Here is a 25307-nt window from a genome sequence, read left to right on the forward strand (position 1 = left end):
TTTGAAGCGCCGATTTTCCCGTGTGGGTCGGTACGCCAAACCGGTTCAGTCTGCCACCTGAGTTGGCGTTCGGGTGGAGATCTCATAATTTCACACGGAGTCATAATCAAATGGAACATAACAATCTTTCACTGCTTTATAGCGAACTCTCCCTCAATCCCGATCTCCCAACCCTTGCCGAGCGCTGCAAACTGCTCTCCGAAATCCTCCTTGACTGCAAATCACTCCCTCAAACGCAGCCCGTATGCCGTTGCCTTGGTGCATACCTTGAAGAAATGAAAACCGGCCTCACAGAATCAATGCGTGACTTTCAGGTGGTGGAATTTGAGAACGAAGCGGAAGAACCGCGACAAAAAGAGTGGTTGCTGGAAGATACCGAGACGAAATGCGACTACTGGCGGGCATTAAACCATGTGCTGCTGGTATCGCATTTTGACCGCGATATGTTGCCGTACCTGACGGGATTACTGCATGATATGGTTCATTCTATGGCGGTGGATTTAATCTCTACTGTACAGCCGTGGATGACAATACATCTTCCGGTACAGCAACACTAGAGCCATAAATAAAAAAGGCCGGGATGATCCCGACCTTTTAAATATTCATCTGCCATTACAGGCGAAAACAATTAGCGACTACGGAAGACAATGCGGCCTTTGCTCAGGTCGTACGGGGTCAGTTCAACAGTCACTTTGTCGCCCGTTAAAATGCGGATATAGTTTTTGCGCATTTTACCGGAGATGTGCGCAGTTACCACGTGACCGTTTTCCAGCTCTACGCGAAACATGGTGTTAGGCAACGTATCAAGTACGGTACCCTGCATTTCAATATTGTCTTCTTTGGCCATCTAATCCTCTGGGGTATCACTACCAAGTTTTGAACCGGCAAGATAATGCCGAAATTCATCAATTAAGTAAAGAATTGCGCGTTTAAAACGCAGCAAAACAGTTTCGGCGCATTGCCCAAGCGTCACGGTTCAACCGAACGGAAAGCGCATTCGTAAAGGGGATACAACAGGATTAACGTCAGGACGTTATCTGAAGCGAAGGTCCCAAACGGCGGCGGGGCAACAGGCAGAAGCTACTCTGCGGCATAATTATAACACCCTCACAAAAAATATGCGGAAAACATTTAGGCATTGGGCATAAAGAGCGTTCTCGGTATCCAGAAGTCGCGCGGGAGCTTCTGCTGGCGGCTGGCATCCAGATGTTCGATGTACTGGCGTCGCGGGATCTCAACGGCGCCGAGGGAGGCCGTATGCTCATTGAGGACCTGACAATCGATCAGGTTTCCGCCGCGTTGCGCGAATTCCTGGCAGAAAATGAGCAGCGCGGTTTTCGAGGCGTTCACCGCGCAAGAGAACATCGACTCGCCGCAAAACAGCGTCCCTTGCGCCACGCCGTACATGCCGCCGACGAGTATGCCGTCTTCCCATACTTCGATGGAGTGAGCGTAGCCAAGCTCATGAAGCTGGTGGTAGGCGGTAATAATATCGCGGGTTATCCACGTCCCTTCATGGCGGTCTTGCGCACAGCCTTCAATGACCTGACCAAACGCGTGATTGAGGGTGACGCGGTATGGAGATTTGGCATGGAAACGCTTCATGCTGCGGCTGAGGTGAAACTGCGCTGGCCACAGCACGGCGCGCGGATCGGGCGACCACCATAAAATCGGGTCGCCGGGCGAAAACCACGGGAAGATGCCGCGCTGGTAAGCCATCAAGAGCCGTGCAGGGCTGAGGTCCCCACCCAGGGCCAGCAGCCCATTGGGCTCACGTAGCGCTCCCTCCGGCGACGGGAACGCAATGTTATGACGAGAAAGCTGGACCAGGCGCATGACAGCAAAACTCCAGTACGCGAGTGAGGACGCTACAAATATAGTCTACAGACGCTGTTTAAACTGGTAGTAGCGACCCTGTTTCGTCAACAGCTCTACGTGACTACCTTGCTCAATAATGTGTCCGTTGTCCATCACAATTATCCGATCAAAACTTGCCAGTCCACGCAGGCGGTGTGTGACCATCAGCACGGTTTTCCCTGCCATCACATTCGCAAGTAAATCAAGGATTTGACTCTCAGTCGTCGCATCCAGTCCTTCAGTCGGTTCGTCGAGCAGCATCAGCGGTGCATCATGCAGCAGCGCACGCGCAATCGCCAGACGACGCAGTTCTCCACCGGAGAGCTGACGACCGCCTTCACCCAGCCAGCTGTTCAGCCCGTCGTCCTCAAGCAGTTTTTGCAGCCCGACCTGTTCCAGCGTGGCGCGAAGCGCGTCGTCCGAAGCCTCCGGCGCGGCCAGTAACAGGTTATCGCGCAGGGTGGCGCTAAACAGATGCACACGCTGTGGAACGACGCTGACGGTCTTACGTAGCGCCTGCTCGCTGAAATCTGTCAGCAACGTATTATTGAAGCGAATCTGGCCGCGCTGCGGATCCCAGGCGCGGGTCAACAACTGTAGCAGCGTCGATTTACCGCAGCCGGTGCGGCCAAGGATCGCAATCCGCTGCCCCGCATCAACTGACAGAGTGATACCTTCCAGCGCATTCTGCGCCTGTTTGTCATAGGCGAAGGTCACGTCATCAAGCGTCAGCGTCACCTGCTCAGGCACCGCGGTCTGCGCTGCGCTGAACGTTACCTCAGGCTCCTGCTCGGCAATCTGGGTGATGCGCAGGGCAGAGGCGATCACCTGACCAAGATGCTGGAAAGCGCCCGTTACCGGTGCCAGCGCTTCAAAAGCGGCCAGTGCGCAGAAAACGAAGAGGGCAATAAGCGGACCTGGCTGAGGATTACCGCCAACTCCGCCGGAAGCCAGCCACAGCATGGCGATCACCGCCACGCCGCCGATCAACATCATTAGCGCCTGAGAGAAGGCCGTCAGTTCCGACTGACGGCGCTGGGCTTCGTGCCAGTTCAGCTCCGTACTTTCCATCCGGGCGCGATAGCGCTTGCTTGCGCCAAAAATGGTCAGCTCTGCCTGCCCCTGAAGCCAGGAGGTCAGCTGCTGGCGGTAATCGCCGCGCAGACGCGTCAGGTTTTCCCCCGTGGATTTTCCGGCGCGGTAAAACAGCGGCGGCAGAATAATGAGCGTTAACAGCATGATCCCGCCGAGCGTTAGCGCAACGGGAACATCCAGAATAGCCAGTCCCAGCGTGACCACCACAATCACCACAAACGCGCCCACGATCGGGGAGATCACGCGCAGGTAAAGGTGATCCAGCGTATCGACATCCGCAACGACACGGTTCAGTAATTCACCCTGACGAAAACGCGCCAGCCCGGCAGGGGAGAGGGGCAGCAGTTTGCTGAAGGTGTAGATACGCAGATGCTGCAGGACGCGGAACGTGGCGTCGTGGCTGACTAAGCGCTCGAAATAGCGTCCGGCCGTGCGGGTAATGGCGGTACCGCGAACACCTGCCGCCGGAAGCATATAGTTGAAGCTGTATAATCCGGCGAACCCCGCCACGGCCGAGGCCGACAGGAACCAGCCGGAAAGCGTGAGCAGGCCGATACTGGCGAGCAGCGTCACAATGGCCAGCACAATCCCCAGCGTCAGCATCCATTTATGGCGTTTATAGAGTGCAAGATAAGGCAGCAGAGCACGCATCAGATGTCCTCCTGACGGTTTGCCAGCAGGGCGGCAAACGGCCCCTGCGCGGCAATGAGTGAGGCGTAATCGCCTTGTTCAACAATACGTCCGTTTTCCATCACCCAGATCTCGTCCCAGTCAGCAATTCCTTCCAGCTGATGGGTAACCATCAGCGTGGTTTGTTGCAAGGAGGCGGCGTTCAGCGCCGCCATAACGCGCTGCTCACTGTGTGCGTCCAGACTGGCTGCGGGTTCATCCAGCAGCATCAGCTGGCACGGGTTAAGCAGTGCGCGGGCGACGGCCACGCGCTGCGCCTGTCCAACCGACAGTCCGGCAGACTGGTCGCCAACCACGGTATCTACACCTTGCGGGAGCATCGGCAGAAACTCGCTGACCCAGGCGCGGTCGAGAACCGATTGCAGTTCATCTTCACGCGCATCCGGGCGCGCCAGCAGAACGTTTTCACGCAGCGTAGAGGCAGGCAGTTGCGGATTTTGCCCCACCCAACTGAGCTGTTGACGCCAGGCGTCAGGATCGAGATGACGCAGTTCGGTTTTGTTGATCCGCAGTGAACCGGTGTAGGCCATAAAACCGGATAACGCATTCAGCAGAGAACTTTTCCCGGAACCGCTGGTGCCAACCAGCACCACGCGCTTTCCGGCCGGCAGGGTGAAGTTCAGCGGGCCTGCCAGCACTTTCCCTTCCGGCGAGAGGATGCAGAAATCGCTCGCGTCGAGGGTTACCGACTCTTTGCTGTTCAGCGTCACGTCACCCCGATCCGGATGCGCCAGCGGCGTCTCCAGGAATGTTTTCAGGCTATCAGCTGCGCCAACTGCCTGCGCTTTGGCGTGATAGAACGTCCCCAGGTCGCGAAGCGGCTGGAAAAATTCCGGGGCCAGGATCAGCGCCAGGAAACCGGCGGAAAGGGTCACTGCCGTGCCGTAATGACCGAAATCCAGCGCGCCCAGATAGGAGAAGCCAAAGTAGACCGCCACGAGGGCAATAGACAGCGAGGTAAAGAACTCCAGTACGCCGGACGACAGGAATGCCAGGCGTAACACCTCCATGGTGCGCTGACGGAAGTCCTGCGATGCCCGACGAATGTTTTCGGTTTCCGCTTCACCACGACCAAAAATGCGCAATGTTTCCATGCCGCGAAGACGGTCCAGGAAATGGCCGCTTAAGCGCCCCAATGCCAGGAAGTTACGGCGGTTGGCATCCGCAGCACCCATTCCGACCAGCGCCATAAAGAGGGGAATCAGCGGCGCGGTGCCCATCAGGATCAGCGCAGCCATCCAGTTCACCGGGAAGATGGCGATCACAATCAGCAGCGGAACGAAGACGGCAAGCGCCATTTGTGGCAGATAGCGTGCGTAGTAGTCGTGCATATCGTCAATCTGTTCAAGGATCAACGTCGCCCAGCTTCCGGCCGGTTTACCCTGGATCCACGCGGGCCCGGCTTCCTGCAGACGATCGAGCACCTGACGGCGGATCTCGTAGCGGATATGCTGTCCGGCATGGAAACCGACGCGCTCGCGCAGCCACACCACCCATGCGCGCAGGATAAAAATCAGGACCAGGACGATAAAAGGCATCAGGAGCGCTTCGCGCGGAATGTTCTCCATGATCATGTGGTTAAGAATGCGGGCCAGCAGCCATGCCTGGGCAACAATCAACAGACCACTGACAAACCCCAGAACACGGGAGATCGTAAGCCAGCGGCGGGAAATAACGCTTTGCTGTTTCAGCCAGCGTGTTAACTCTTGTTGACGGGTTTTTTCCATTGCGTATTTTGCAGGTGACGTTATAAGAAATTAGACATCTGCATGTTACACGCGAGCAAAAATAAAGGCGACCTGTGGCCGCCTTTATTTACGTTTGTTACTGACTTGTAAAGATTATTTACCTTGTTCAGCCAGTCCATCAAGATAGCGTTCTGCGTCCAGCGCGGCCATACAGCCGGTGCCCGCAGAGGTGATCGCCTGACGGTAAATATGGTCCATCACGTCACCAGCAGCGAACACGCCAGGGACGCTGGTTTGAGTTGCATTACCGTGAATACCAGACTGCACCTTGATGTAGCCGTTTTCCAGTTCCAGCTGACCTTCGAAGATAGCGGTATTCGGGCTGTGACCGATTGCCACAAACAGGCCAGCCACGTCCAGCGTTTCGACGTTATCGGTGTTCTGGGTGTCACGAATGCGCAGTCCGGCAACGCCCATCTGATCGCCCGTTACTTCTTCCAGGGTGCGATTGGTGTGCAGCACGATGTTGCCGCTCGCCACTTTATCCATCAGACGTTTGATCAGGATCTTCTCGGCGCGGAAAGTGTCACGACGGTGGATCAGGTGCACTTCAGAGGCGATGTTTGCCAGGTAGAGCGCTTCTTCCACCGCGGTGTTGCCGCCGCCGATAACCGCGACTTTCTGGTTGCGATAGAAGAAACCATCGCAGGTTGCGCAGGCAGAGACGCCGCGGCCTTTAAACGCTTCTTCAGACGGCAGACCGAGGTAGCGGGCAGAGGCGCCGGTGGCGATAATCAGCGCGTCACAGGTGTACTCGCCGCTGTCACCCGTCAGGCGGAACGGACGGTTCTGCAGATCGACCTTGTTGATATGGTCGAACAGGATTTCAGTTTCGAATTTCGCGGCATGCTCGTGCATGCGCTCCATCAGCAGCGGCCCGGTCAGGTCGTTCGGGTCGCCCGGCCAGTTTTCCACTTCTGTGGTGGTGGTCAGCTGACCGCCTTTTTCCATACCGGTGATCAGTACCGGTTGCAGGTTAGCGCGTGCAGCATAGACCGCCGCGGTATATCCCGCAGGTCCGGAACCAAGGATTAGCAACTTACTGTGTTTGGTCGTGCCCATGAGATCCCCATTGTTGTTGGCAGGCAATGGGCTGGATTGTAGGGAATTTGTTGCCGTAAAAAAAGAGCACTGGAGTTTTGCTTTCGATATATGCAATAGCTACGCCCGATGGATATGACGCAGTGTTATCACGTCTGCTTCTGAAAATCGCGCGTTTATAAGGCAGTAAAATGAGGATTAATACCCCTCCGTAATGAATATCCGGCATCTTGTACTAAAAATCGATGTTTTGCTTTGACAATCCCCTGCGCTTTTGCGAAAACATTCAAGGAAGAAAAAAAACCGCGTTAACCGTATGCCGCATAGGCATGCACGTAAATGCCATTTTTACCGTGTCAGTGAAATCTACGCATGGCGTGGACAGACGCCATACGTGATGTCGGTGACGGCCTTCGGGCAACGGTCTTCTTACCAATAGAACCCGAATCCGCATCGCGTCAAATACATAACCAGGCGATGTGATGACTAACGGGTACAGGCTCTGAACAGTGATGTGCACAGGGTCCAGGCAGGAGTAGGGAAGGAATACAGAGAGACAATAATAATGGTAGATAGCAAGAAGCGCCCTGGCAAAGATCTCGACCGTATCGATCGTAACATTCTTAATGAATTGCAAAAGGATGGGCGTATTTCCAACGTCGAGCTTTCAAAACGTGTGGGTCTTTCCCCGACGCCGTGCCTTGAGCGTGTGCGCCGACTGGAAAGACAGGGTTTTATTCAGGGCTATACGGCTCTGCTGAACCCGCATTATCTGGATGCCTCACTTCTGGTATTTGTTGAGATTACTCTGAATCGTGGTGCACCGGATGTGTTTGAGCAATTTAACGCCGCTGTACAAAAACTTGAAGAAATTCAAGAGTGTCACCTGGTGTCCGGTGATTTCGACTACCTGTTGAAAACCCGTGTGCCTGATATGTCCGCCTACCGTAAGCTGCTGGGGGAAACTCTGCTGCGTCTGCCAGGCGTGAACGACACCCGTACTTATGTGGTGATGGAAGAGGTCAAACAGAGCAATCGTCTGGTTATTAAGACGCGCTAACACGGAACAGGTGCAAAATCAGCGTAGTTTGATTACACTCCTGTTAATCCATACAGCAACAGTGCCGGGGAGTCCCGGCGCTGTTGTCCGTTTTAGCAAACAGGCAGGATATGCCTGATACCTGGAGAGCCTTTCTTGAGCCAGGAATACACTGAAGACAAAGAAGTCACACTATCGAAGCTAAGCAGCGGACGTCGTCTCCTCGAGGCTTTGCTGATTGTTATTGCCCTTTTTGCCGTCTGGCTGATGGCAGCCTTACTCAGTTTCAACCCTTCCGATCCCAGCTGGTCACAAACCGCATGGCATGAACCTATCCATAATTTAGGTGGTGTACCCGGTGCCTGGCTTGCGGACACGCTCTTTTTCATATTCGGTGTGATGGCCTACACCATTCCCGTCATTATCATCGGCGGATGCTGGTTTGCATGGCGTCATCGTCAGAACGATGATTACATCGACTATTTTGCGGTTTCCCTGCGCCTGATTGGCGCGCTGGCACTGATCCTCACCTCCTGCGGGCTGGCGGCGATTAACGCCGATGACATCTGGTACTTCGCCTCCGGCGGGGTCATTGGTAGCCTGCTCAGTTCTGCGTTACAGCCCATGCTGCACAGCAGCGGTGGCACGCTGGCGCTGCTGTGCATCTGGGCGGCAGGATTGACGCTGTTTACCGGCTGGTCATGGGTGAGCATTGCCGAAAAAATCGGCAGCTTTATTCTCACGATCCTGACGTTCGCCAGCAACCGGACCCGCCGCGACGATACGTGGGTCGATGATGACGACTATGAAGAAGAGTACGAAGAGGAAGACGAGGCCCCGGTACAGCGTCGTGAATCTCGTCGTGCCCGTATTCTGCGCGGTGCCCTGGCGCGTCGCCAGCGCGTCGCGGAAAAATTTGCCAACCCGCTTGGACGCAAAACGGATGCCGCGCTCTTCTCCGGTAAACGTATGGATGAAGATGAGCAGGTTGAGTACCGTGCCGCGGGTGCCGCTGTCGATCCTGATGATGTGCTGTTCTCCGGCAGCCGTGCTACCCCGGGTGAATTTGACGAATACGATCCGCTGCTGAACGGCCATTCGGTCACCGCACCGGTTGCGGCAGCCGCAGCCGCCACGACGGCCGCGCAGGCGTATGCCGCGCCTGTCGAAGCCGTGATGCCCTCCGCGCCGGTTCCACCACCAGAATCCGTTATTCAGCAGCCACACGTTGCGTGGCAGACCGCGCCCGGTGTTCATACGCCGGAGCCCGTTATCGCGCCTGAACCTGAAAGCTATATTCCTGTGCAGCAGGAGCCGTGGCAGCAGCCTTACCAGCCGCCGCAGCCTGAGTATGAACCGCAGCACTATGAGCAGCCTGTGGCCCAGCCGTATCAGGAATATGTGCCTGAACCGGTTGAACCTGCGCAGCCATATGCAGAGCCTCAGCCTGAACCTGAGGTGATGGAAGAGGTGAAACCGTCTCGTCCGCCAATGTACTATTTTGAAGAAGTTGAAGAACGCCGCGCCCGTGAACGCGAGCAGCTGGCGGCCTGGTATCAGCCTGTGCCTGAACCCGCGCAGGAGCCCGTTACGAAGGCACCTTCAGTTTCGGTTCCGCCGGTCGACGCGACGCCTGCGGTTGCACCTGTCGCCGAAAGCGTGAAGCAGGCCACCGTGGCCGCTGCTGCTGCCGCACCTGTCTTCAGCCTGGCTACGGGTGGCGCACCGCGTCCTCAGGTGAAAGAGGGGATTGGTCCACAGTTGCCACGCCCTAACCGCGTTCGCGTTCCTACCCGTCGTGAACTTGCCTCTTACGGCATCAAGCTGCCATCCCAGCGTATGGCCGAAGAAAAAGCACGTGAGTCGGACTACGAAGATGACGCAGATGACATGCAGCAGGACGAACTGGCTCGCCAGTTCGCGGCACAGCAGAATCAACGCTACGGTGAAGAATACCAGCACGATGAGCCCGCTCTGGACGATGAAGATGAAGCTGCAGAGGCAGAGTTAGCGCGTCAGTTCGCGGCAACGCAACAGCAGCGCTACTCCGGGGAACAGCCAACGGGTGCCAACCCGTTCTCATTGTCTGATTTCGAGTTCTCACCAATGAAAGACCTGGTGGATGATGGTCCGAGTGAGCCTTTATTTACCCCGAGCGTGATGCCTGAAGCTGAACCTGTGCGTCAGCAGCCTGCCCCGCAGGCCTATGCGCAGCCGCAACAACCGGTTCAGCAGCCGTATGCTCAACCGCAGCAGCCACAACACCAGCCGCCGCAGTTCCAGCAGCCAGCGCCACAGCCGCAGGAGAGCCTGATTCACCCGCTGCTGATGCGTAACGGTGACAGCCGTCCGCTGCAGCGTCCAAGCACGCCGCTGCCGTCACTGGATCTGCTGACGCCACCTCCTGCTGAAGTCGAGCCGGTTGATACTTTTGCTCTGGAGCAGATGGCCCGTCTGGTGGAAGCCCGTCTGGCTGACTTCCGCATTAAGGCGGATGTGGTGAACTACTCCCCGGGTCCGGTCATCACCCGTTTCGAACTGAACCTGGCGCCGGGCGTAAAAGCCGCGCGTATTTCTAACCTGTCTCGTGACCTGGCGCGTTCTCTGTCGACCGTGGCGGTGCGTGTGGTGGAAGTGATTCCGGGTAAACCGTACGTGGGTCTTGAACTGCCGAACAAAAAACGTCAGACCGTCTACCTGCGTGAAGTGCTGGACAACACCAAGTTCCGTGATAACCCCTCTCCGCTGACCGTGGTGCTGGGTAAAGATATCGCTGGCGATCCGGTGGTGGCAGACCTCGCGAAAATGCCTCACCTGCTGGTGGCCGGTACGACCGGTTCCGGTAAGTCCGTCGGCGTGAACGCCATGATCCTCAGCATGCTCTACAAAGCGCAGCCGGAAGATGTGCGTTTCATCATGATCGACCCGAAAATGCTCGAACTGTCCGTCTACGAAGGTATCCCGCATCTGCTGACGGAAGTGGTCACCGACATGAAAGACGCTGCCAACGCCCTGCGCTGGAGCGTCAACGAGATGGAACGCCGCTACAAGTTGATGTCTGCATTGGGCGTGCGTAACCTGGCCGGTTATAACGAGAAAATCGCCCAGGCGATGCGCATGGGGCGTCCGATTCCGGATCCTTACTGGAAGCCGGGCGATAGCATGGATGCCCAGCATCCGGTGCTGGAAAAACTGCCTTATATCGTCGTGCTGGTGGATGAGTTTGCTGACCTGATGATGACCGTCGGTAAGAAGGTAGAAGAGTTGATTGCTCGTCTGGCGCAGAAAGCGCGTGCGGCCGGTATTCACCTCGTGCTGGCCACCCAGCGTCCTTCGGTGGACGTTATTACGGGTCTTATCAAAGCGAACATTCCGACGCGTATCGCCTTTACCGTATCAAGTAAAATCGACTCCCGTACCATTCTTGACCAGGGCGGCGCAGAGTCGCTGCTGGGTATGGGTGACATGCTTTATTCCGGCCCGAACTCCACCTCTCCGGTGCGTGTCCACGGTGCGTTCGTCCGCGATGAAGAAGTTCACGCCGTCGTGCAGGACTGGAAAGCACGCGGTCGCCCACAATATGTGGACGGTATTACCAGCGATACGGAAAGCGAAGGCGGCGGCGGTGGCTTTGACGGCGGCGAAGAGCTGGATCCGTTATTCGATCAGGCGGTTAATTTCGTCACCGAAAAACGTAAAGCCTCGATCTCTGGCGTCCAGCGTCAGTTCCGCATTGGCTATAACCGCGCGGCGCGTATCATCGAACAGATGGAAGCCCAGGGCATCGTGAGCGAGCAGGGGCATAACGGTAACCGCGAGGTGCTGGCGCCGCCGCCGTTTGATTAACCTTCAGCGATTGCAAAGAAGGGTAAATCAGCCAAAATTAAGCATTTTCTTCTGTCGCCTGCCTTCGGGCAGGTCCAGAATAGATGACGGAAACCCCATTTCGGGAAGACGTATTTTAAGGAATAACAATGAAAAAAATCGCCATTGCCTGTGCATTACTCACCAGTTTTGTAGCCAGCAGCGTCTGGGCTGATGCGGCCAGCGACCTTAAAAGCCGACTGGATAAAGTGAGCAGCTTCCACGCCAGCTTCACGCAGAAAGTGACTGACGGCAGCGGCAACGCGGTGCAGGAAGGTCAGGGAGATTTGTGGGTAAAACGCCCGAATCTGTTTAACTGGCACATGACTCAGCCGGATGAGAGCATCCTGGTCTCTGACGGTAAAACACTGTGGTTCTTCAACCCGTTCGTTGAGCAGGCCACGGCAACCTGGTTGAAAGATGCCACCAGCAATACGCCCTTTATGCTGATCGCCCGCAACCAGGCCAGCGACTGGCAGCAGTACAATATTAAGCAGAACGGTGATGAGTTTGTCCTGACGCCGAAAGGCAGCAACGGCAACCTGAAGCAGTTCACCATTAACGTCAGCACCAACGGGACCATCAATCAGTTCGGCGCGGTTGAGCAGGACGATCAGCGCAGCAGCTACCAGCTCAAGTCTCAGCAGAACGGCGCCGTGGATGCATCGAAATTCACCTTTACCCCGCCGCAGGGCGTAACGGTGGACGACCAACGCAATAAATAAGAGGCATGGGTGAGCAATCTGTCGCTCGATTTTTCAGATAATGCGTTTCAACCTCTGGCCGCTCGTATGCGGCCAGAAAATTTAGCGCAGTACATCGGCCAGCAGCACTTGCTGGCTGCGGGGAAACCCTTGCCGCGGGCCATTGAGGCCGGGCATTTGCACTCCATGATCCTCTGGGGACCACCCGGGACCGGTAAAACGACCCTCGCTGAAGTGATTGCCCGCTATGCCAACGCTGACGTAGAACGTATCTCGGCGGTCACGTCCGGCGTGAAGGAGATCCGCGAGGCAATCGAGCGCGCGCGTCAGAACCGTAATGCCGGGCGCCGCACCATCCTCTTTGTCGACGAAGTTCACCGCTTCAACAAGAGCCAGCAGGATGCTTTTCTGCCGCATATTGAAGACGGCACAATTTTCTTCATCGGCGCGACCACCGAAAACCCCTCGTTTGAACTGAATTCGGCGCTGCTCTCTCGCGCCCGCGTTTACCTGCTCAAATCCCTGACCACCGAGGATATCGAAAAGGTTCTGACCCAGGCGATGGACGACAAAGCACGCGGCTACGGCGGGCAGGATATCGTTCTGCCTGACGAAACGCGCAGGGCGATTGCGGAGCTGGTTAATGGCGATGCGCGCCGCGCGCTGAACACCCTGGAAATGATGGCCGATATGGCCGAAGTGGATGATGCCGGAAAGCGGGTGCTGAAGCCGGAACTCCTGACCGAAATTGCCGGTGAGCGCAGCGCGCGTTTTGATAATAAAGGCGATCGTTTCTACGACCTGATCTCGGCGTTGCATAAGTCCGTCCGCGGCAGCGCCCCGGATGCGGCGCTTTACTGGTACGCACGCATAATCACCGCGGGTGGCGATCCGCTGTACGTGGCGCGCCGCTGTCTGGCCATTGCCTCAGAAGATGTCGGCAATGCTGACCCGCGCGCCATGCAGGTTGCCCTTTCTGCCTGGGACTGCTTTACCCGCGTGGGCCCAGCAGAAGGCGAGCGTGCGATTGCGCAGGCGATTGTCTATCTGGCCTGCGCGCCGAAAAGCAATGCTGTCTATACCGCGTTTAAGGCCGCGATGTCGGACGCACGTGAACGCCCGGATTACGATGTGCCGGTTCATCTGCGCAACGCGCCAACCAAACTGATGAAGGAGATGGGCTACGGGCAGGAGTATCGCTATGCGCATGACGAGCCCAACGCCTATGCCGCCGGGGAGGAGTATTTCCCGCAGGAAATGGCACAAACCCGCTATTATCACCCTACAAACAGAGGTCTTGAGGGCAAGATTGGTGAAAAGCTCACCTGGCTCGCCGGACAGGATCAAAATAGCCCTATAAAACGCTACCGTTAGTTCGATCGTTGCGGTAATGTTGGCATAGTATCCTTGTGACCGCAGGCTGTGGTCACATTTTCCTATTTTAATTCGATAAGCACAGGATAAGCATGCTCGATCCCAATCTGCTGCGTAATGAGCCAGACGCAGTCGCTGAAAAACTGGCACGCCGGGGCTTTAAGCTGGATGTAGATAAGCTGCGCGCTCTTGAAGAGCGTCGTAAAGTTCTGCAGGTACAAACTGAAAATCTGCAGGCAGAGCGTAATTCTCGATCGAAATCCATTGGCCAGGCGAAAGCGCGCGGGGAAGATATTGAGCCATTACGCCTGGAAGTGAACAAACTGGGTGAAGAGCTGGATCAGGCGAAAGCCGAGCTGGACGTTCTTCAGGCCGAAATTCGCGATATTGCGCTGGCGATCCCGAACATTCCTGACGACAGCGTGCCTGTCGGCAAAGACGAGAACGATAACGTTGAAGTGAAACGCTGGGGTACGCCTCGCGAGTTCGACTTCGAGGTGCGCGATCACGTCACGCTGGGCGAAATGCACGCGGGTCTGGACTTTGCGGCCGCGGTTAAGCTGACCGGTTCTCGCTTCGTGGTGATGAAAGGCCAGATTGCCCATCTGCACCGTGCGCTGGCCCAGTTCATGTTGGATCTGCACACCGAGCAGCACGGTTACAGCGAAACCTACGTCCCGTATCTGGTCAACCACGATACGCTGTACGGTACGGGTCAGCTGCCGAAATTTGCCGGCGACCTGTTCCATACCCGTCCGCTGGATGAAGAAGCAGACAGCAGCAACTATGCGCTGATCCCTACCGCAGAAGTGCCGCTGACTAACCTCGTGCGTGATGAGATCATCGACGAAGACGAACTGCCGATCAAACTGACCGCACACTCTCCGTGCTTCCGTTCTGAAGCGGGATCTTATGGCCGCGACACCCGTGGTCTGATCCGTATGCACCAGTTCGATAAAGTCGAGATGGTGCAGATTGTTCGTCCGGAAGACTCCATGGACGCGCTGGAAGAGATGACGGGTCACGCCGAGAAAGTCCTCGAGCTGCTGGGCCTGCCGTATCGTCGTATGGCGCTGTGTACCGGTGATATGGGCTTTGGTGCCTGCAAAACCTTCGACCTGGAAGTGTGGGTACCTGCGCAGAACACCTACCGTGAAATCTCCTCCTGCTCTAACGTCTGGGATTTCCAGGCGCGCCGCATGCAGGCACGCTGCCGCAGTAAATCTGACAAGAAAACCCGTCTGGTGCATACCCTGAACGGCTCTGGTCTGGCTGTGGGTCGTACGCTGGTTGCCGTGCTGGAAAACTATCAGCAGGCAGATGGCCGTATTGAGATCCCTGAAGTGCTGCGCCCATACATGAAAGGTCAGCAGTACATCGGCTAAATATGTGCCTCAAAACAAAAAAAGCGCCTTCGGGCGCTTTTTTTATGCCTGTGAATTGATACGACGCAATACCCCCTGCCTCTAAAGTAGTAATACTCCTCCGAATGAAAGTCAGCAGAAAAAGCTGATAACGAATAATTTCGTTATATATAAAACTACATAGCGGTTTGTGCCGCCTCTCTTTTCTTTGTGAGCAACCAAAGTGAGTCTCTATGAAAATCAACGCGCCTGAAGAATTGCTGGCTGCCGAGGTCACTCGCCGTGGTTTGATGAAAACCACGGCAATAGGCGGCCTGGCTGTAGCCAGCAGCGCTTTCACGCTCCCTTTTACCCGACTGGCGTCAGCGGCGGATGCACTATCCCCGGCCTCAGTCCCGGAAAAAGTGGTGTGGAGTGCCTGTACGGTAAACTGCGGTAGCCGTTGCCCGCTGCGTATGCACGTAGTGGATGGCGAAATAAAATATGTCGAAACCGACAATACCGGGGACGATAACTACGAAGGGTTACACCAGGTTCGCGCCTGTCTGCGTGGCCGCTCCATGCGTCGTCGCGTCTATAATCCGGATCGTCTTAAGTACCCAATGAAGCGCGTGGGTAAACGTGGGGAAGGGAAGTTCGAGCGCATTAGCTGGGATGAAGCCTACGATATTATCGCCACCAATATGCAGCGGCTGATCAAAGAGTATGGCAACGAATCCATCTACCTGAACTACGGTACCGGCACGCTGGGCGGCACGCTAACCCGCTCCTGGCCACCAGGAAAAACGCTGGTGGCGCGTCTGATGAACTGCTGCGGCGGTTATCTTAACCACTATGGTGACTACTCCTCTGCACAAATCGCCGCAGGACTGAATTACACCTACGGTGGCTGGGCAGACGGCAACAGCCCGTCTGATATCGAAAACAGCAAGCTGGTCGTTCTGTTCGGGAACAATCCGGGTGAAACGCGTATGAGCGGCGGCGGGGTGACCTACTACCTCGAACAGGCGCGTGCTAAATCCAATGCCCGCATGATCATTATCGATCCGCGCTATACCGACACCGGTGCAGGACGCGAAGATGAGTGGATCCCAATCCGCCCAGGTACCGATGCCGCGCTGGTCTCCGCGCTGGCGTGGGTGATGATCACTGAAAATCTCGTCGATCAGCCGTTCCTGGATAAATACTGCGTCGGTTATGACGAGAAAACCCTGCCAGCCAGTGCCCCAGCTAATGGCCACTACAAGGCGTATATTCTCGGTCAGGGCAGCGACGGCGTGGCGAAAACGCCGGAGTGGGCGTCCACCATCACCGGTATTCCGGTCGAGCGTATTGTTCAACTGGCGCGTGAGATTGGCTCAGCCAAACCGGCCTATATCAGCCAGGGGTGGGGACCGCAGCGTCATGCGAACGGTGAAATTGCCACCCGCGCAATCTCCATGCTCTCCATTCTGACCGGCAACGTGGGTATTCATGGCGGTAACACTGGTGCGCGTGAAGGCTCATATGAAGTCCCGTTTGAACGTATGCCAACGCTGGACAACCCGGTGCAAACCAGCATTTCCATGTTTATGTGGACCGATGCGATTGAACGTGGCCCGGAAATGACCGCCTTGCGCGACGGCGTGCGCGGTAAGGACAAGCTGGACGTGCCGATCAAGATGATCTGGAACTACGCCGGTAACTGTCTTATCAACCAGCATTCGGAAATCAACCGCACTCATGAAATCCTGCAGGACGACAAGAAGTGCGAGATGATTGTGGTGATCGACTGCCACATGACCTCCTCGGCAAAATACGCCGACATTCTGCTGCCGGACTGCACCGCGTCTGAGCAGATGGACTTCGCGCTGGATGCCTCCTGCGGCAACATGTCTTACGTGATCTTCACCGATCAGGCGATCAAACCGCGCTTCGAGTGCAAAACCATCTATGAGATGACCTCCGAGCTGGCGAAGCGTCTGGGCGTTGAGCAGCAGTTTACCGAGGGACGTACTCAGGAAGGCTGGATGCGCCATCTGCATGAACTCTCCCGCAAAGCCATCCCAGACCTGCCGGATTTCGATACCTTCCGCAAGCAGGGCATGTACAAACAGCGCGATCCTGAAGGGCATCACGTTGCCTACAAAGCGTTCCGCGAAGATCCGCAGGCGAACCCGCTGACTACGCCGTCGGGCAAAATTGAAATCTACTCCGAAGAACTGGCAAAAATTGCGTCTACCTGGGAGCTGCCGGAGGGGGACGTTATCGATCCGCTGCCGATCTATACGCCAGGATTCGAAAACTATAACGATCCGCTCACGGCGAAATTCCCGCTGCAGTTGACCGGTTTCCACTATAAAGCGCGCGTTCACTCCACCTACGGTAACGTCGACGTACTGAAAGCCGCCTGCCGCCAGGAGATGTGGATCAACCCGATGGATGCGAAAGCGCGTGGCATTAACAATGGCGATCGCGTGCGCATCTTCAACGGCCGCGGTGAGGTACACATTGAAGCCAAAGTCACGCCACGCATGATGCCAGGCGTCGTGGCGCTGGGAGAAGGGGCATGGTACAGCCCTGATGCCAACCGCATCGATCAGGCAGGCAGCATTAACGTACTGACCACGCAGCGTCCGTCACCGCTGGCGAAAGGCAACCCGTCTCACACAAACCTTGTTCAGGTTGAAAAGGTTTAAGGAGTAACCGATGACAACCCAGTATGGATTTTTCATTGATTCCAGCCGTTGCACCGGGTGCAAAACCTGCGAGCTGGCCTGTAAAGATTACAAAGATCTCACCCCAGACGTGAGTTTCCGTCGCATCTACGAATACGCCGGAGGCGACTGGCAGGAAGATAACGGTGTCTGGCATCAGAACGTGTTTGCCTATTACCTGTCGATTGCCTGTAACCACTGCGAAGACCCGGCCTGTACGAAGGTCTGTCCGAGCGGGGCGATGCACAAGCGTGAAGACGGTTTCGTGGTCGTGGATGAAGATGTTTGTATCGGCTGCCGCTACTGCCATATGGCCTGCCCGTACGGCGCGCCTCAGTACAATGCCGCCAAAGGGCATATGACCAAGTGCGACGGCTGCCACTCTCGCGTCGCGGATGGCAAAAAACCGATCTACGTCGAGTCCTGTCCGCTGCGCGCGCTGGACTTTGGCCCTATTGAAGAACTGCGTCAAAAACATGGTCAGCTTGCTGCGGTAGCACCGCTGCCGTCTGCGCACTTCACGAAGCCAAGTATTGTGATTAAACCTAACGCCAACAGCCGTCCTACAGGTGATACCACCGGCTACCTGGCAAACCCGAAGGAGGTGTGAGATGGGAAGTGGATGGCATGAATGGCCGCTGATGATCTTCACGGTCTTTGGTCAGTGCGTGGCGGGTGGCTTCATCGTGCTCGCGCTGGCACTGCTGAAAGGTCAACTCACTGCTGAACAGCAGCAGCGTTTAGTATTGAGCATGTTTGGCCTGTGGGTGCTGATGGGGATTGGTTTTATCGCCTCTACGCTGCACCTGGGCTCACCGATGCGCGCGTTTAACTCGCTTAACCGCGTGGGGGCATCGTCCCTCAGTAACGAGATTGCCAGCGGGGCGATTTTCTTCGCCATCGGCGGGCTGGGCTGGTTGCTGGCAGCGCTTAAAAAATTGCCTGCAGGTCTGCGTAGCCTCTGGCTGATCGTGACCATGGTGCTGGGCGTGGTATTTGTATGGATGATGGTGCGTGTCTATAACACCATTGATACCGTCCCTACCTGGTACAGCGTCTGGACGCCAATGAGCTTCTTCCTGACGATGTTTATCGGCGGGCCGCTGCTCGGCTATCTGCTTTTGCGCGTGGCGGGGGTAGACGGCTGGGCAATGCGTTTGCTGCCAGCCGTATCGCTGCTGGCGCTGGTAGTGAGTGCAATCGTTGCTCTGATGCAGGGTGCTGAGCTGGCCACCATTCATAGCTCCATTCAGCAGGCCTCTGCGCTGGTGCCGGATTACGGTTCTCTGATGGCCTGGCGTATCGTGCTGCTGGTAGCGGCGTTGGTATTCTGGATCGCGCCTCAGCTAAAAGGCTACCAGCCTGCTCTGCCGTTGTTATCACTGGCCTTTGTGCTGGTGCTGGCAGGGGAGTTGATTGGTCGTGGCGTCTTTTATGGTCTGCATATGACGGTCGGTATGGCCATCGCCAGCTAATCTTATTTTTTGTTATAAAAAGCCGGGACATAGCGCCCGGCTTTTCTTTTTTCATTCATGAAATTTTTCGACTGTCGTTTTGTTTTAATTTCTACCATTAATAAATAAAAACAGAGACATAATTAATATCTATAGCAGGCACTGCATTAGCAGGATAAGTTTTTTAAATCGACAGAGAACATATCGTGCGAGCCGGCTAAATCAGTGGATTGACTTTGCTTTTGCCAGTGGCATGATGCGCACGAAATCTGAACTTCCTCACGGTTTTTAATCCATGACCACCTATACCCGGCCAGTGCTACTGTTGCTCTGTGGCCTGCTTCTGCTGACCCTGGCGATCGCAGTGTTGAATACGCTCGTCCCGCTGTGGCTCGCCCATGAAAACTTACCGACCTGGCAGGTGGGTATGGTTAGCTCGTCCTTTTTCACCGGGAACCTGCTGGGCACATTATTAACCGGTAGCCTGATTAAACGCTTTGGCTTTAATCGCAGCTATTATCTGGCTTCGCTGATTTTCGCCGCCGGGTGTGCCGGGTTGGGCCTGATGGTCGGCTTCTGGAGCTGGATGGCGTGGCGCTTTATCGCCGGTGTCGGTTGCGCGATGATTTGGGTGGTTGTTGAAAGTGCGCTGATGTGCAGCGGCACGTCACGTAACCGCGGGCGCCTGCTGGCAGCCTATATGATGGTTTACTATGTGGGCACCGTGCTGGGACAACTGATGGTCAGCAAACTGCCAACGGACCTGATGAGCGTGCTGCCATGGGTAACCGGTATGGTGCTGGCGGCGATCCTGCCGCTGCTCTTTACGCGTATCGTTAACCAGAAAAGTGAGCATCAGGAAGCGACCCACATCTGGCCGATGCTGAGGCTGCGCCAGGCGCGTCTGGGAGTTAATGGCTGTATTATCTCGGGGATTGTTCTGGGCTCGCTCTATGGTCTTATGCCGCTCTACCTGAACCATCAGGGCGTCAGCGATGCCGGGATTGGTTTCTGGATGGCGGTCATGGTGAGCGCGGGGATTGTCGGACAGTGGCCGATTGGCCGCCTGGCCGATCGCTTCGGTCGCCTGCTGGTGCTGCGCGTTCAGGTCTTTGTGGTGATCATGGGCTGTCTTGCTATGCTCAGCAACGCCGCGATGGCCCCAGCGCTGTTTATCCTTGGGGCAGCGGGGTTCACGCTTTATCCGGTCGCGATGGCGTGGGCCTGTGAGAAAGTTGAACATCACCAGCTGGTGGCGATGAACCAGGCGCTGTTATTAAGCTATACCATCGGCAGCCTGCTGGGACCAACATTTACCGCGATGCTGATGCAGAATTATTCTGACAATTTGCTGTTTATCATGATCGCCAGCGTGTCGTTTATTTATCTCTTAATGCTGCTGCGCAAAGCAGGCGAGCATCCAACGCCGGTGGCTCACGCCTGATTAAATAAAAGCCTGTCAATGACAGGCTTTTTTGTCCCTGTCATATATAAGACTTTTACGTATTGTTTGTTTTCCCCGCCCGGCGATAATTCAAATGAGTTCTACCACTAAAAGGCAACAATCATGTCTAAACGTCGTTTTTCCACTACCGCACTTGCCGTAGTGTTGTCTTTAACGTTTGCAGCGGCTCCGGTCATGGCTAATCCAGGAAACGGGAATGGCGGTGGTCACGGCAACGGTGGCGGACAAGATAATGGCGGCAATCATGGTAACGGGAACTCTGGTAACCATGGTAATAAGCAAAATAGCGGTCAGGATAACCCAGGGAAATCAGATAAGAGCTTTAAAAGCAGCAAAGATGTCGGCAATGATGTTGACGCTCGCGTAAGCTTCGATCATGCCCGTCACCTGGCACTGAATTACGGCTTAACGGGCTATGAGTCTCTGCCTCCGGGTATTGCGAAAAACCTGGCCCGCGGTAAACCGCTTCCTCCGGGTATTGCGAAGAAAACCGTGCCAGCCTCTATGCTCGGCCAGCTTCCATCCTACCCAGGTTATGAATGGCGCGTGGTGGGTGACGATCTGGTCTTAATTGCGCTGAGTACGGCGATTGTGACTTCCGTTATTAACGGCGTCTTTAAATAGAATTTAAAAAGGCCCGGTTCTCACCGGGCCTTTTCTTTAATACATGACCTTGTGGCCATACTGCTCAAGAATACCTTTCACGCGCTCCATCGTCTCTTTTTTCGGTGGCTTCACGCCATCAAGTTTGTACTCTTCACCCATCGCCACCCATTTGTGTTTGCCAAGTTCGTGATAGGGCAGAAGCTCAATTTTCTCGACGTTGCCCATGTCGCGGGTAAATTCCCCCAGGCGGTGCGCAGAGTCGTCGTCATCTGACCAGCCGGGAACAACAACATAGCGGATCCAGGTTTTGATGCCTTTGTCGGCAATATACTTCGCAAATTCCAGCGTACGGTGGTTGGAAACGCCAACCAGATTCTGGTGGATCTCATCATTCATCTGTTTGAGATCGAGCATCACCAGATCGGTCACTTCGAGCAGTTCATCAATAACCGGATCGTAGCGGCGCACGAAGCCGTTGGTATCGAGACAGGTGTGAATGCCTTCCTTGCGGCAGGCGCGGAACCAGTCGCGGACAAATTCAGCCTGAAGAATGGCTTCGCCGCCGGATGCGGTCACGCCGCCGCCGGACGCGTTCATAAAGTGGCGATAGGTCACCACCTCTTTCATCAGATCTTCCACGGTGACTTCTTTCCCACCATGAGTGTCCCACGTGTCGCGGTTGTGGCAGTACAGGCAGCGCATCAGGCAGCCCTGGAAGAAGGTAATAAAGCGGATACCCGGGCCATCGACGGTGCCACAGGATTCAAAGGAGTGAATGCGACCAATAGTTGACATTGCGGTGAGATCTCCGAATTTGGCCCATCCGGGGGCCTATGTAGTTGCACAGCTCAAAGGCTATGTCGAGTCTGTTTTGGCTGTTATCCATTCAGTATAGATAGCGGACAAAAGAGACTGATGAAGCGAGGGTGTTAAAAAGGCCCCACTTGCGTGGAGCCTTTATTGTACGCCTTTTAACGCGTGATTTCAGTCAATTCCACTTACATGGACTGAGTGAAAGTACGGGTGATAACGTCCTGCTGCTGTTCTTTAGTCAGGGAGTTAAAACGTACTGCGTAGCCAGATACACGGATGGTCAGCTGAGGATATTTCTCAGGGTGTTCCATCGCATCGAGCAGCATTTCACGGTTCATTACGTTCACGTTCAGGTGCTGACCACCTTCGATGGACGCTTCGTGGTGGAAGTAACCATCCATCAGACCCGCGAGGTTAGTTTTACGCACTTCGTCGTCTTTACCCAGCGCGTTTGGCACGATGGAGAAGGTATAAGAGATACCATCTTTCGCGTAGGCAAACGGCAGTTTAGCAACGGAGGTCAGAGAGGCTACTGCACCTTTCTGGTCACGACCGTGCATTGGGTTAGCCCCTGGTCCGAATGGCGCGCCAGCACGACGACCGTCTGGGGTGTTACCTGTTTTCTTACCATACACAACGTTAGAAGTGATGGTCAGAACAGACTGAGTCGGGATAGCGTTACGGTAGGTAGTCAGTTTCTGAATTTTCTTCATGAAACGTTCTACCAGGTCAACCGCCATGTCATCAACGCGAGAGTCGTTGTTACCAAACTGCGGATACTCGCCTTCGATTTCGAAGTCTACAGCCAGGCCGTCTTCGTCACGAATTGGTTTAACTTTCGCGTATTTGATTGCAGACAGGGAGTCAGCAGCAACGGACAGACCTGCGATACCACACGCCATGGTGCGGATAACGTCACGGTCGTGCAGCGCCATCAGAGAGGCTTCGTAGCTGTACTTGTCGTGCATGTAGTGGATAACGTTCAGTGCAGTCACGTACTGCTTCGCCAGCCAGTCCATGAAGTGGTCCATGCGCTCCATGACTTCGTCATAGTTCAGCACGTCGCCTTTGATAGGTTCAGACTTAGGACCCACCTGCATTTTCAGTTTTTCATCAACGCCGCCGTTGATGGCGTACAGCATGGTTTTCGCCAGGTTTGCACGCGCACCGAAGAACTGCATTTGCTTACCAACAACCATTGGGCTTACGCAGCAAGCGATAGCGTAATCGTCGTTGTTGAAGTCCGGACGCATCAGGTCATCGTTCTCGTACTGCAGAGAAGAGGTGTCGATGGACACTTTAGCGGCGAATTTCTTGAAGTTCAGAGGCAGTTTTTCAGACCACAGAACGGTGATGTTCGGCTCCGGAGAAGGACCCATGGTGTACAGGGTGTTCAGGAAGCGGAAGCTGTTTTTGGTGACCAGCGTACGGCCGTCAACGCCCATACCACCGATAGATTCGGTTGCCCAGATTGGGTCACCAGAGAACAGTTCATCGTATTCTGGGGTACGCAGGAAGCGAACCATACGCAGTTTCATGACCAGGTGGTCAATCATTTCCTGAGCGTCTTGCTCGGTGATTTTACCTGCTTTCAGGTCACGTTCGATGTACGCATCCAGGAAGGTGGATACGCGGCCGAAGGACATTGCTGCACCATTCTGAGACTTAACAGCGGCCAGGTAGCCGAAGTAGGTCCACTGGATAGCTTCCTGGGCGTTGGTTGCAGGACCAGAGATATCGCAGCCGTATTTAGCCGCCATCTCTTTGATCTGACCCAGCGCACGGTGCTGTTCAGCAATCTCTTCACGCAGACGGATAGTTGCTTCCAGGTTTACGCCGTTTTCCAGGTCAGACTGCAGGGAAACAAACTGCGCGTATTTGTCTTTCATCAGGAAGTCGATACCGTACAGCGCAACGCGACGGTAGTCACCAATGATACGGCCACGGCCATACGCATCTGGCAGACCAGTCAGAACGCCAGATTTACGGCAGTTCAGAATGTCTTTGGTGTAAACATCGAATACACCCTGGTTGTGGGTTTTACGGTATTCGGTGAAGATTTTTTTCAGCATTGGGTCCAGCTCGCGGTTATACGCTTTGCAGGAACCTTCAACCATTTTGATACCACCGAACGGGATGATTGCGCGTTTCAGTGGTGCTTCAGTCTGCAGACCAACGATTTTCTCAAGGGCTTTGTTGATATAGCCAGCATCGTGAGAAGTGATGGTGGAAGCAACGGAGGTGTCAAAATCAACTGGCGCGTGAGTGCGGTTTTCCAGTTTAACGCCTTCCATTACGCTGTCCCACAGCTTGGTGGTCGCGTCAGTTGCGCCAGCCAGGAAGGATTCGTCACCTTCATACGGGGTATAGTTTTTCTGAATGAAGTCACGGACGTTGACTTCATTCTGCCAGTCACCTTTCGCAAAACCTTCCCAGGCTGTGGCTAACTTTTCATTAAGCTCGGACATGTAACACCTACCTTCTTAAGTGGATTTTTTATTTACTGCCTGAGATAACCATCAATGATGGTCGTCGCCACGCAGGTAAATGACCCAGTATGTCAACCCAACTAACAGACCCCCACCGATAATGTTCCCGATAGTGACGGGGATCAGGTTATCAGTAATGAAATTCATAATAGTCAGGTGAGAGAAACTTTCCGGGGATGAACCAATTGCGGTCCAGAACTCCGGGCTTGCAAAGTTGCGGATAACAATCCCCATCGGGATCATGAACATATTCGCAATACTGTGCTCAAAGCCGCTGGCAACAAACATCGCAACCGGCAGAACCATAATCATGGCTTTATCCATCAGGCTACGACCAGAATAGCTCATCCAGACCGCCAGGCAGACCATCAGGTTTGCAAGGATGCCGAGAGCAACGGCTTCGATAAATGTGTGGTGCATTTTGTGGTCGGCGGTTTGCAGGACGTTAAGCCCCCAGCCGCCGTTGGCGGTCATGTACTCGCCAGAAAGCCACATCAACAGAACAAAGAGCAGACAGCCAATCAGGTTGCCAACGTAGACGTTAAGCCAGTTGCGCGCCAGTTGACCCCAGGTAATTCTTCCGCTGGCTTTTGCCACGACAATCAGCACCGTTGAGGTGAAGAGGTCGGCACCACAGATGACGCAAAGAATCAGACCCAGTGAGAAGCAAATGCCGCCAATCAGTTTGGCCATGCCGAAAGGCATTCCGGCAGTACCGGTGGTTGCGGTGATGTAGAAGACGAAAGCGATTGAGATGAACACACCAGCAGTAATCGCCAGATAGAACGTCTTCATCGGGTGTTTCGTTGCTTTATAGACACCCGCTTCTTCGGCAACTTTTGCCATCGCGGCGGGGAGTAAAAGATCAAAAGGGTTGTCAGCTTTCACACTAACTCTCTCTTTATTAAGTCGGCGACGAGATACTAACAAAGCATTATAGAAGAGAAATTGATATAGATCATATCTCGCCTGGCTTATAGGCCCGCAGTGTGTATGGTTTTACAGCAA

19 protein-coding genes are annotated in these 25307 nt (G+C 55.0%); 11 read left to right on the forward strand and 8 right to left on the reverse strand.

Annotated features, from left to right (window positions below):
- Positions 1–110: 110 nt before the first annotated feature.
- Complete coding sequence (locus AAER43_RS07390; protein ID WP_050861608.1) at positions 111–557, forward strand: hypothetical protein; 447 nt, start codon at positions 111–113, stop codon at positions 555–557.
- Positions 558–628: 71 nt separating this feature from the next.
- Here the strand turns inward: AAER43_RS07390 and infA are convergent, their stop codons facing one another.
- The 5 genes from infA to trxB all read right to left on the reverse strand — a co-directional run bounded on the left by infA (position 629) and on the right by trxB (position 6452).
- Complete coding sequence (gene infA, locus AAER43_RS07395; RefSeq protein ID WP_002211347.1) at positions 629–847, reverse strand: translation initiation factor IF-1; 219 nt, start codon at positions 845–847, stop codon at positions 629–631.
- A gap of 284 nt (positions 848–1131) precedes the next feature.
- Positions 1132–1836 (reverse strand): leucyl/phenylalanyl-tRNA--protein transferase, encoded by a 705-nt coding sequence (aat, locus tag AAER43_RS07400; protein WP_032637078.1) that lies wholly within the window; start codon positions 1834–1836, stop codon positions 1132–1134.
- Positions 1837–1881: 45 nt separating this feature from the next.
- A complete protein-coding gene (gene cydC / locus AAER43_RS07405) occupies positions 1882–3603 on the reverse strand; it encodes a cysteine/glutathione ABC transporter ATP-binding protein/permease CydC (RefSeq protein WP_050861609.1) in 1722 nt (573 codons plus the stop codon).
- The gene (cydD, locus tag AAER43_RS07410) at positions 3603–5369 is read right to left on the reverse strand and encodes a cysteine/glutathione ABC transporter permease/ATP-binding protein CydD (protein WP_050861610.1); all 1767 of its coding nucleotides are present in this window, start codon (positions 5367–5369) and stop codon (positions 3603–3605) included. Before cydD ends, cydC begins: the two co-directional genes overlap by 1 nt.
- Positions 5370–5483: 114 nt before the next feature.
- Positions 5484–6452, reverse strand: a complete 969-nt coding sequence (trxB, locus tag AAER43_RS07415; protein WP_023332535.1) for a thioredoxin-disulfide reductase — start codon at positions 6450–6452, stop codon at positions 5484–5486.
- A 544-nt stretch (positions 6453–6996) separates the two neighbouring features.
- Between trxB and lrp the strand changes: the two genes are divergently transcribed.
- From lrp to AAER43_RS07465, 10 genes are all read left to right on the forward strand, one after another.
- Positions 6997–7491, forward strand: a complete 495-nt coding sequence (lrp, locus tag AAER43_RS07420) for a leucine-responsive transcriptional regulator Lrp (RefSeq protein ID WP_000228469.1) — start codon at positions 6997–6999, stop codon at positions 7489–7491.
- A gap of 135 nt (positions 7492–7626) precedes the next feature.
- Positions 7627–11316 (forward strand): DNA translocase FtsK 4TM domain-containing protein, encoded by a 3690-nt coding sequence (locus AAER43_RS07425; RefSeq protein WP_023338206.1) that lies wholly within the window; start codon positions 7627–7629, stop codon positions 11314–11316.
- Between the two features lie 128 nt (positions 11317–11444).
- Complete coding sequence (lolA, locus tag AAER43_RS07430) at positions 11445–12059, forward strand: outer membrane lipoprotein chaperone LolA (protein WP_014883204.1); 615 nt, start codon at positions 11445–11447, stop codon at positions 12057–12059.
- Positions 12060–12068: 9 nt separating this feature from the next.
- Positions 12069–13412, forward strand: coding sequence for a replication-associated recombination protein RarA (gene rarA / locus AAER43_RS07435; RefSeq protein WP_023338207.1), 1344 nt, complete (start codon positions 12069–12071; stop codon positions 13410–13412).
- Between the two features lie 92 nt (positions 13413–13504).
- Positions 13505–14797, forward strand: coding sequence for a serine--tRNA ligase (gene serS, locus AAER43_RS07440; RefSeq protein WP_023332538.1), 1293 nt, complete (start codon positions 13505–13507; stop codon positions 14795–14797).
- Between the two features lie 212 nt (positions 14798–15009).
- Positions 15010–17454 (forward strand): dimethylsulfoxide reductase subunit A, encoded by a 2445-nt coding sequence (dmsA, locus tag AAER43_RS07445; RefSeq protein WP_023338208.1) that lies wholly within the window; start codon positions 15010–15012, stop codon positions 17452–17454.
- Between the two features lie 10 nt (positions 17455–17464).
- The gene (locus AAER43_RS07450; protein WP_057057795.1) at positions 17465–18082 is read left to right on the forward strand and encodes a DMSO/selenate family reductase complex B subunit; all 618 of its coding nucleotides are present in this window, start codon (positions 17465–17467) and stop codon (positions 18080–18082) included.
- Position 18083: 1 nt separating this feature from the next.
- Positions 18084–18947, forward strand: a complete 864-nt coding sequence (locus AAER43_RS07455; RefSeq protein WP_014883209.1) for a dimethyl sulfoxide reductase anchor subunit family protein — start codon at positions 18084–18086, stop codon at positions 18945–18947.
- Positions 18948–19221: 274 nt separating this feature from the next.
- Positions 19222–20370, forward strand: a complete 1149-nt coding sequence (locus tag AAER43_RS07460) for an MFS transporter (protein WP_047343753.1) — start codon at positions 19222–19224, stop codon at positions 20368–20370.
- A 123-nt stretch (positions 20371–20493) separates the two neighbouring features.
- Positions 20494–21015, forward strand: a complete 522-nt coding sequence (locus AAER43_RS07465; RefSeq protein ID WP_050861611.1) for an anti-virulence regulator CigR family protein — start codon at positions 20494–20496, stop codon at positions 21013–21015.
- A gap of 36 nt (positions 21016–21051) precedes the next feature.
- On the opposite strand, the gene pflA is transcribed toward AAER43_RS07465, so the two are convergent.
- The 3 genes from pflA to focA form a co-directional block, all read right to left on the reverse strand.
- Positions 21052–21792, reverse strand: a complete 741-nt coding sequence (gene pflA, locus AAER43_RS07470) for a pyruvate formate lyase 1-activating protein (protein ID WP_014883212.1) — start codon at positions 21790–21792, stop codon at positions 21052–21054.
- 203 nt (positions 21793–21995) lie between these two features.
- Entirely contained in the window at positions 21996–24278 is a 2283-nt protein-coding gene (pflB, locus tag AAER43_RS07475; RefSeq protein WP_023332542.1) for a formate C-acetyltransferase, read from the reverse strand.
- Positions 24279–24329: 51 nt separating this feature from the next.
- Complete coding sequence (focA, locus tag AAER43_RS07480) at positions 24330–25187, reverse strand: formate transporter FocA (protein ID WP_032637072.1); 858 nt, start codon at positions 25185–25187, stop codon at positions 24330–24332.
- Positions 25188–25307: the final 120 nt, after the last annotated feature.

The sequence above is a fragment of the Enterobacter sp. FUJ80071 genome (assembly GCF_038739915.1).
GTDB lineage: Bacteria > Pseudomonadota > Gammaproteobacteria > Enterobacterales > Enterobacteriaceae > Enterobacter > Enterobacter kobei.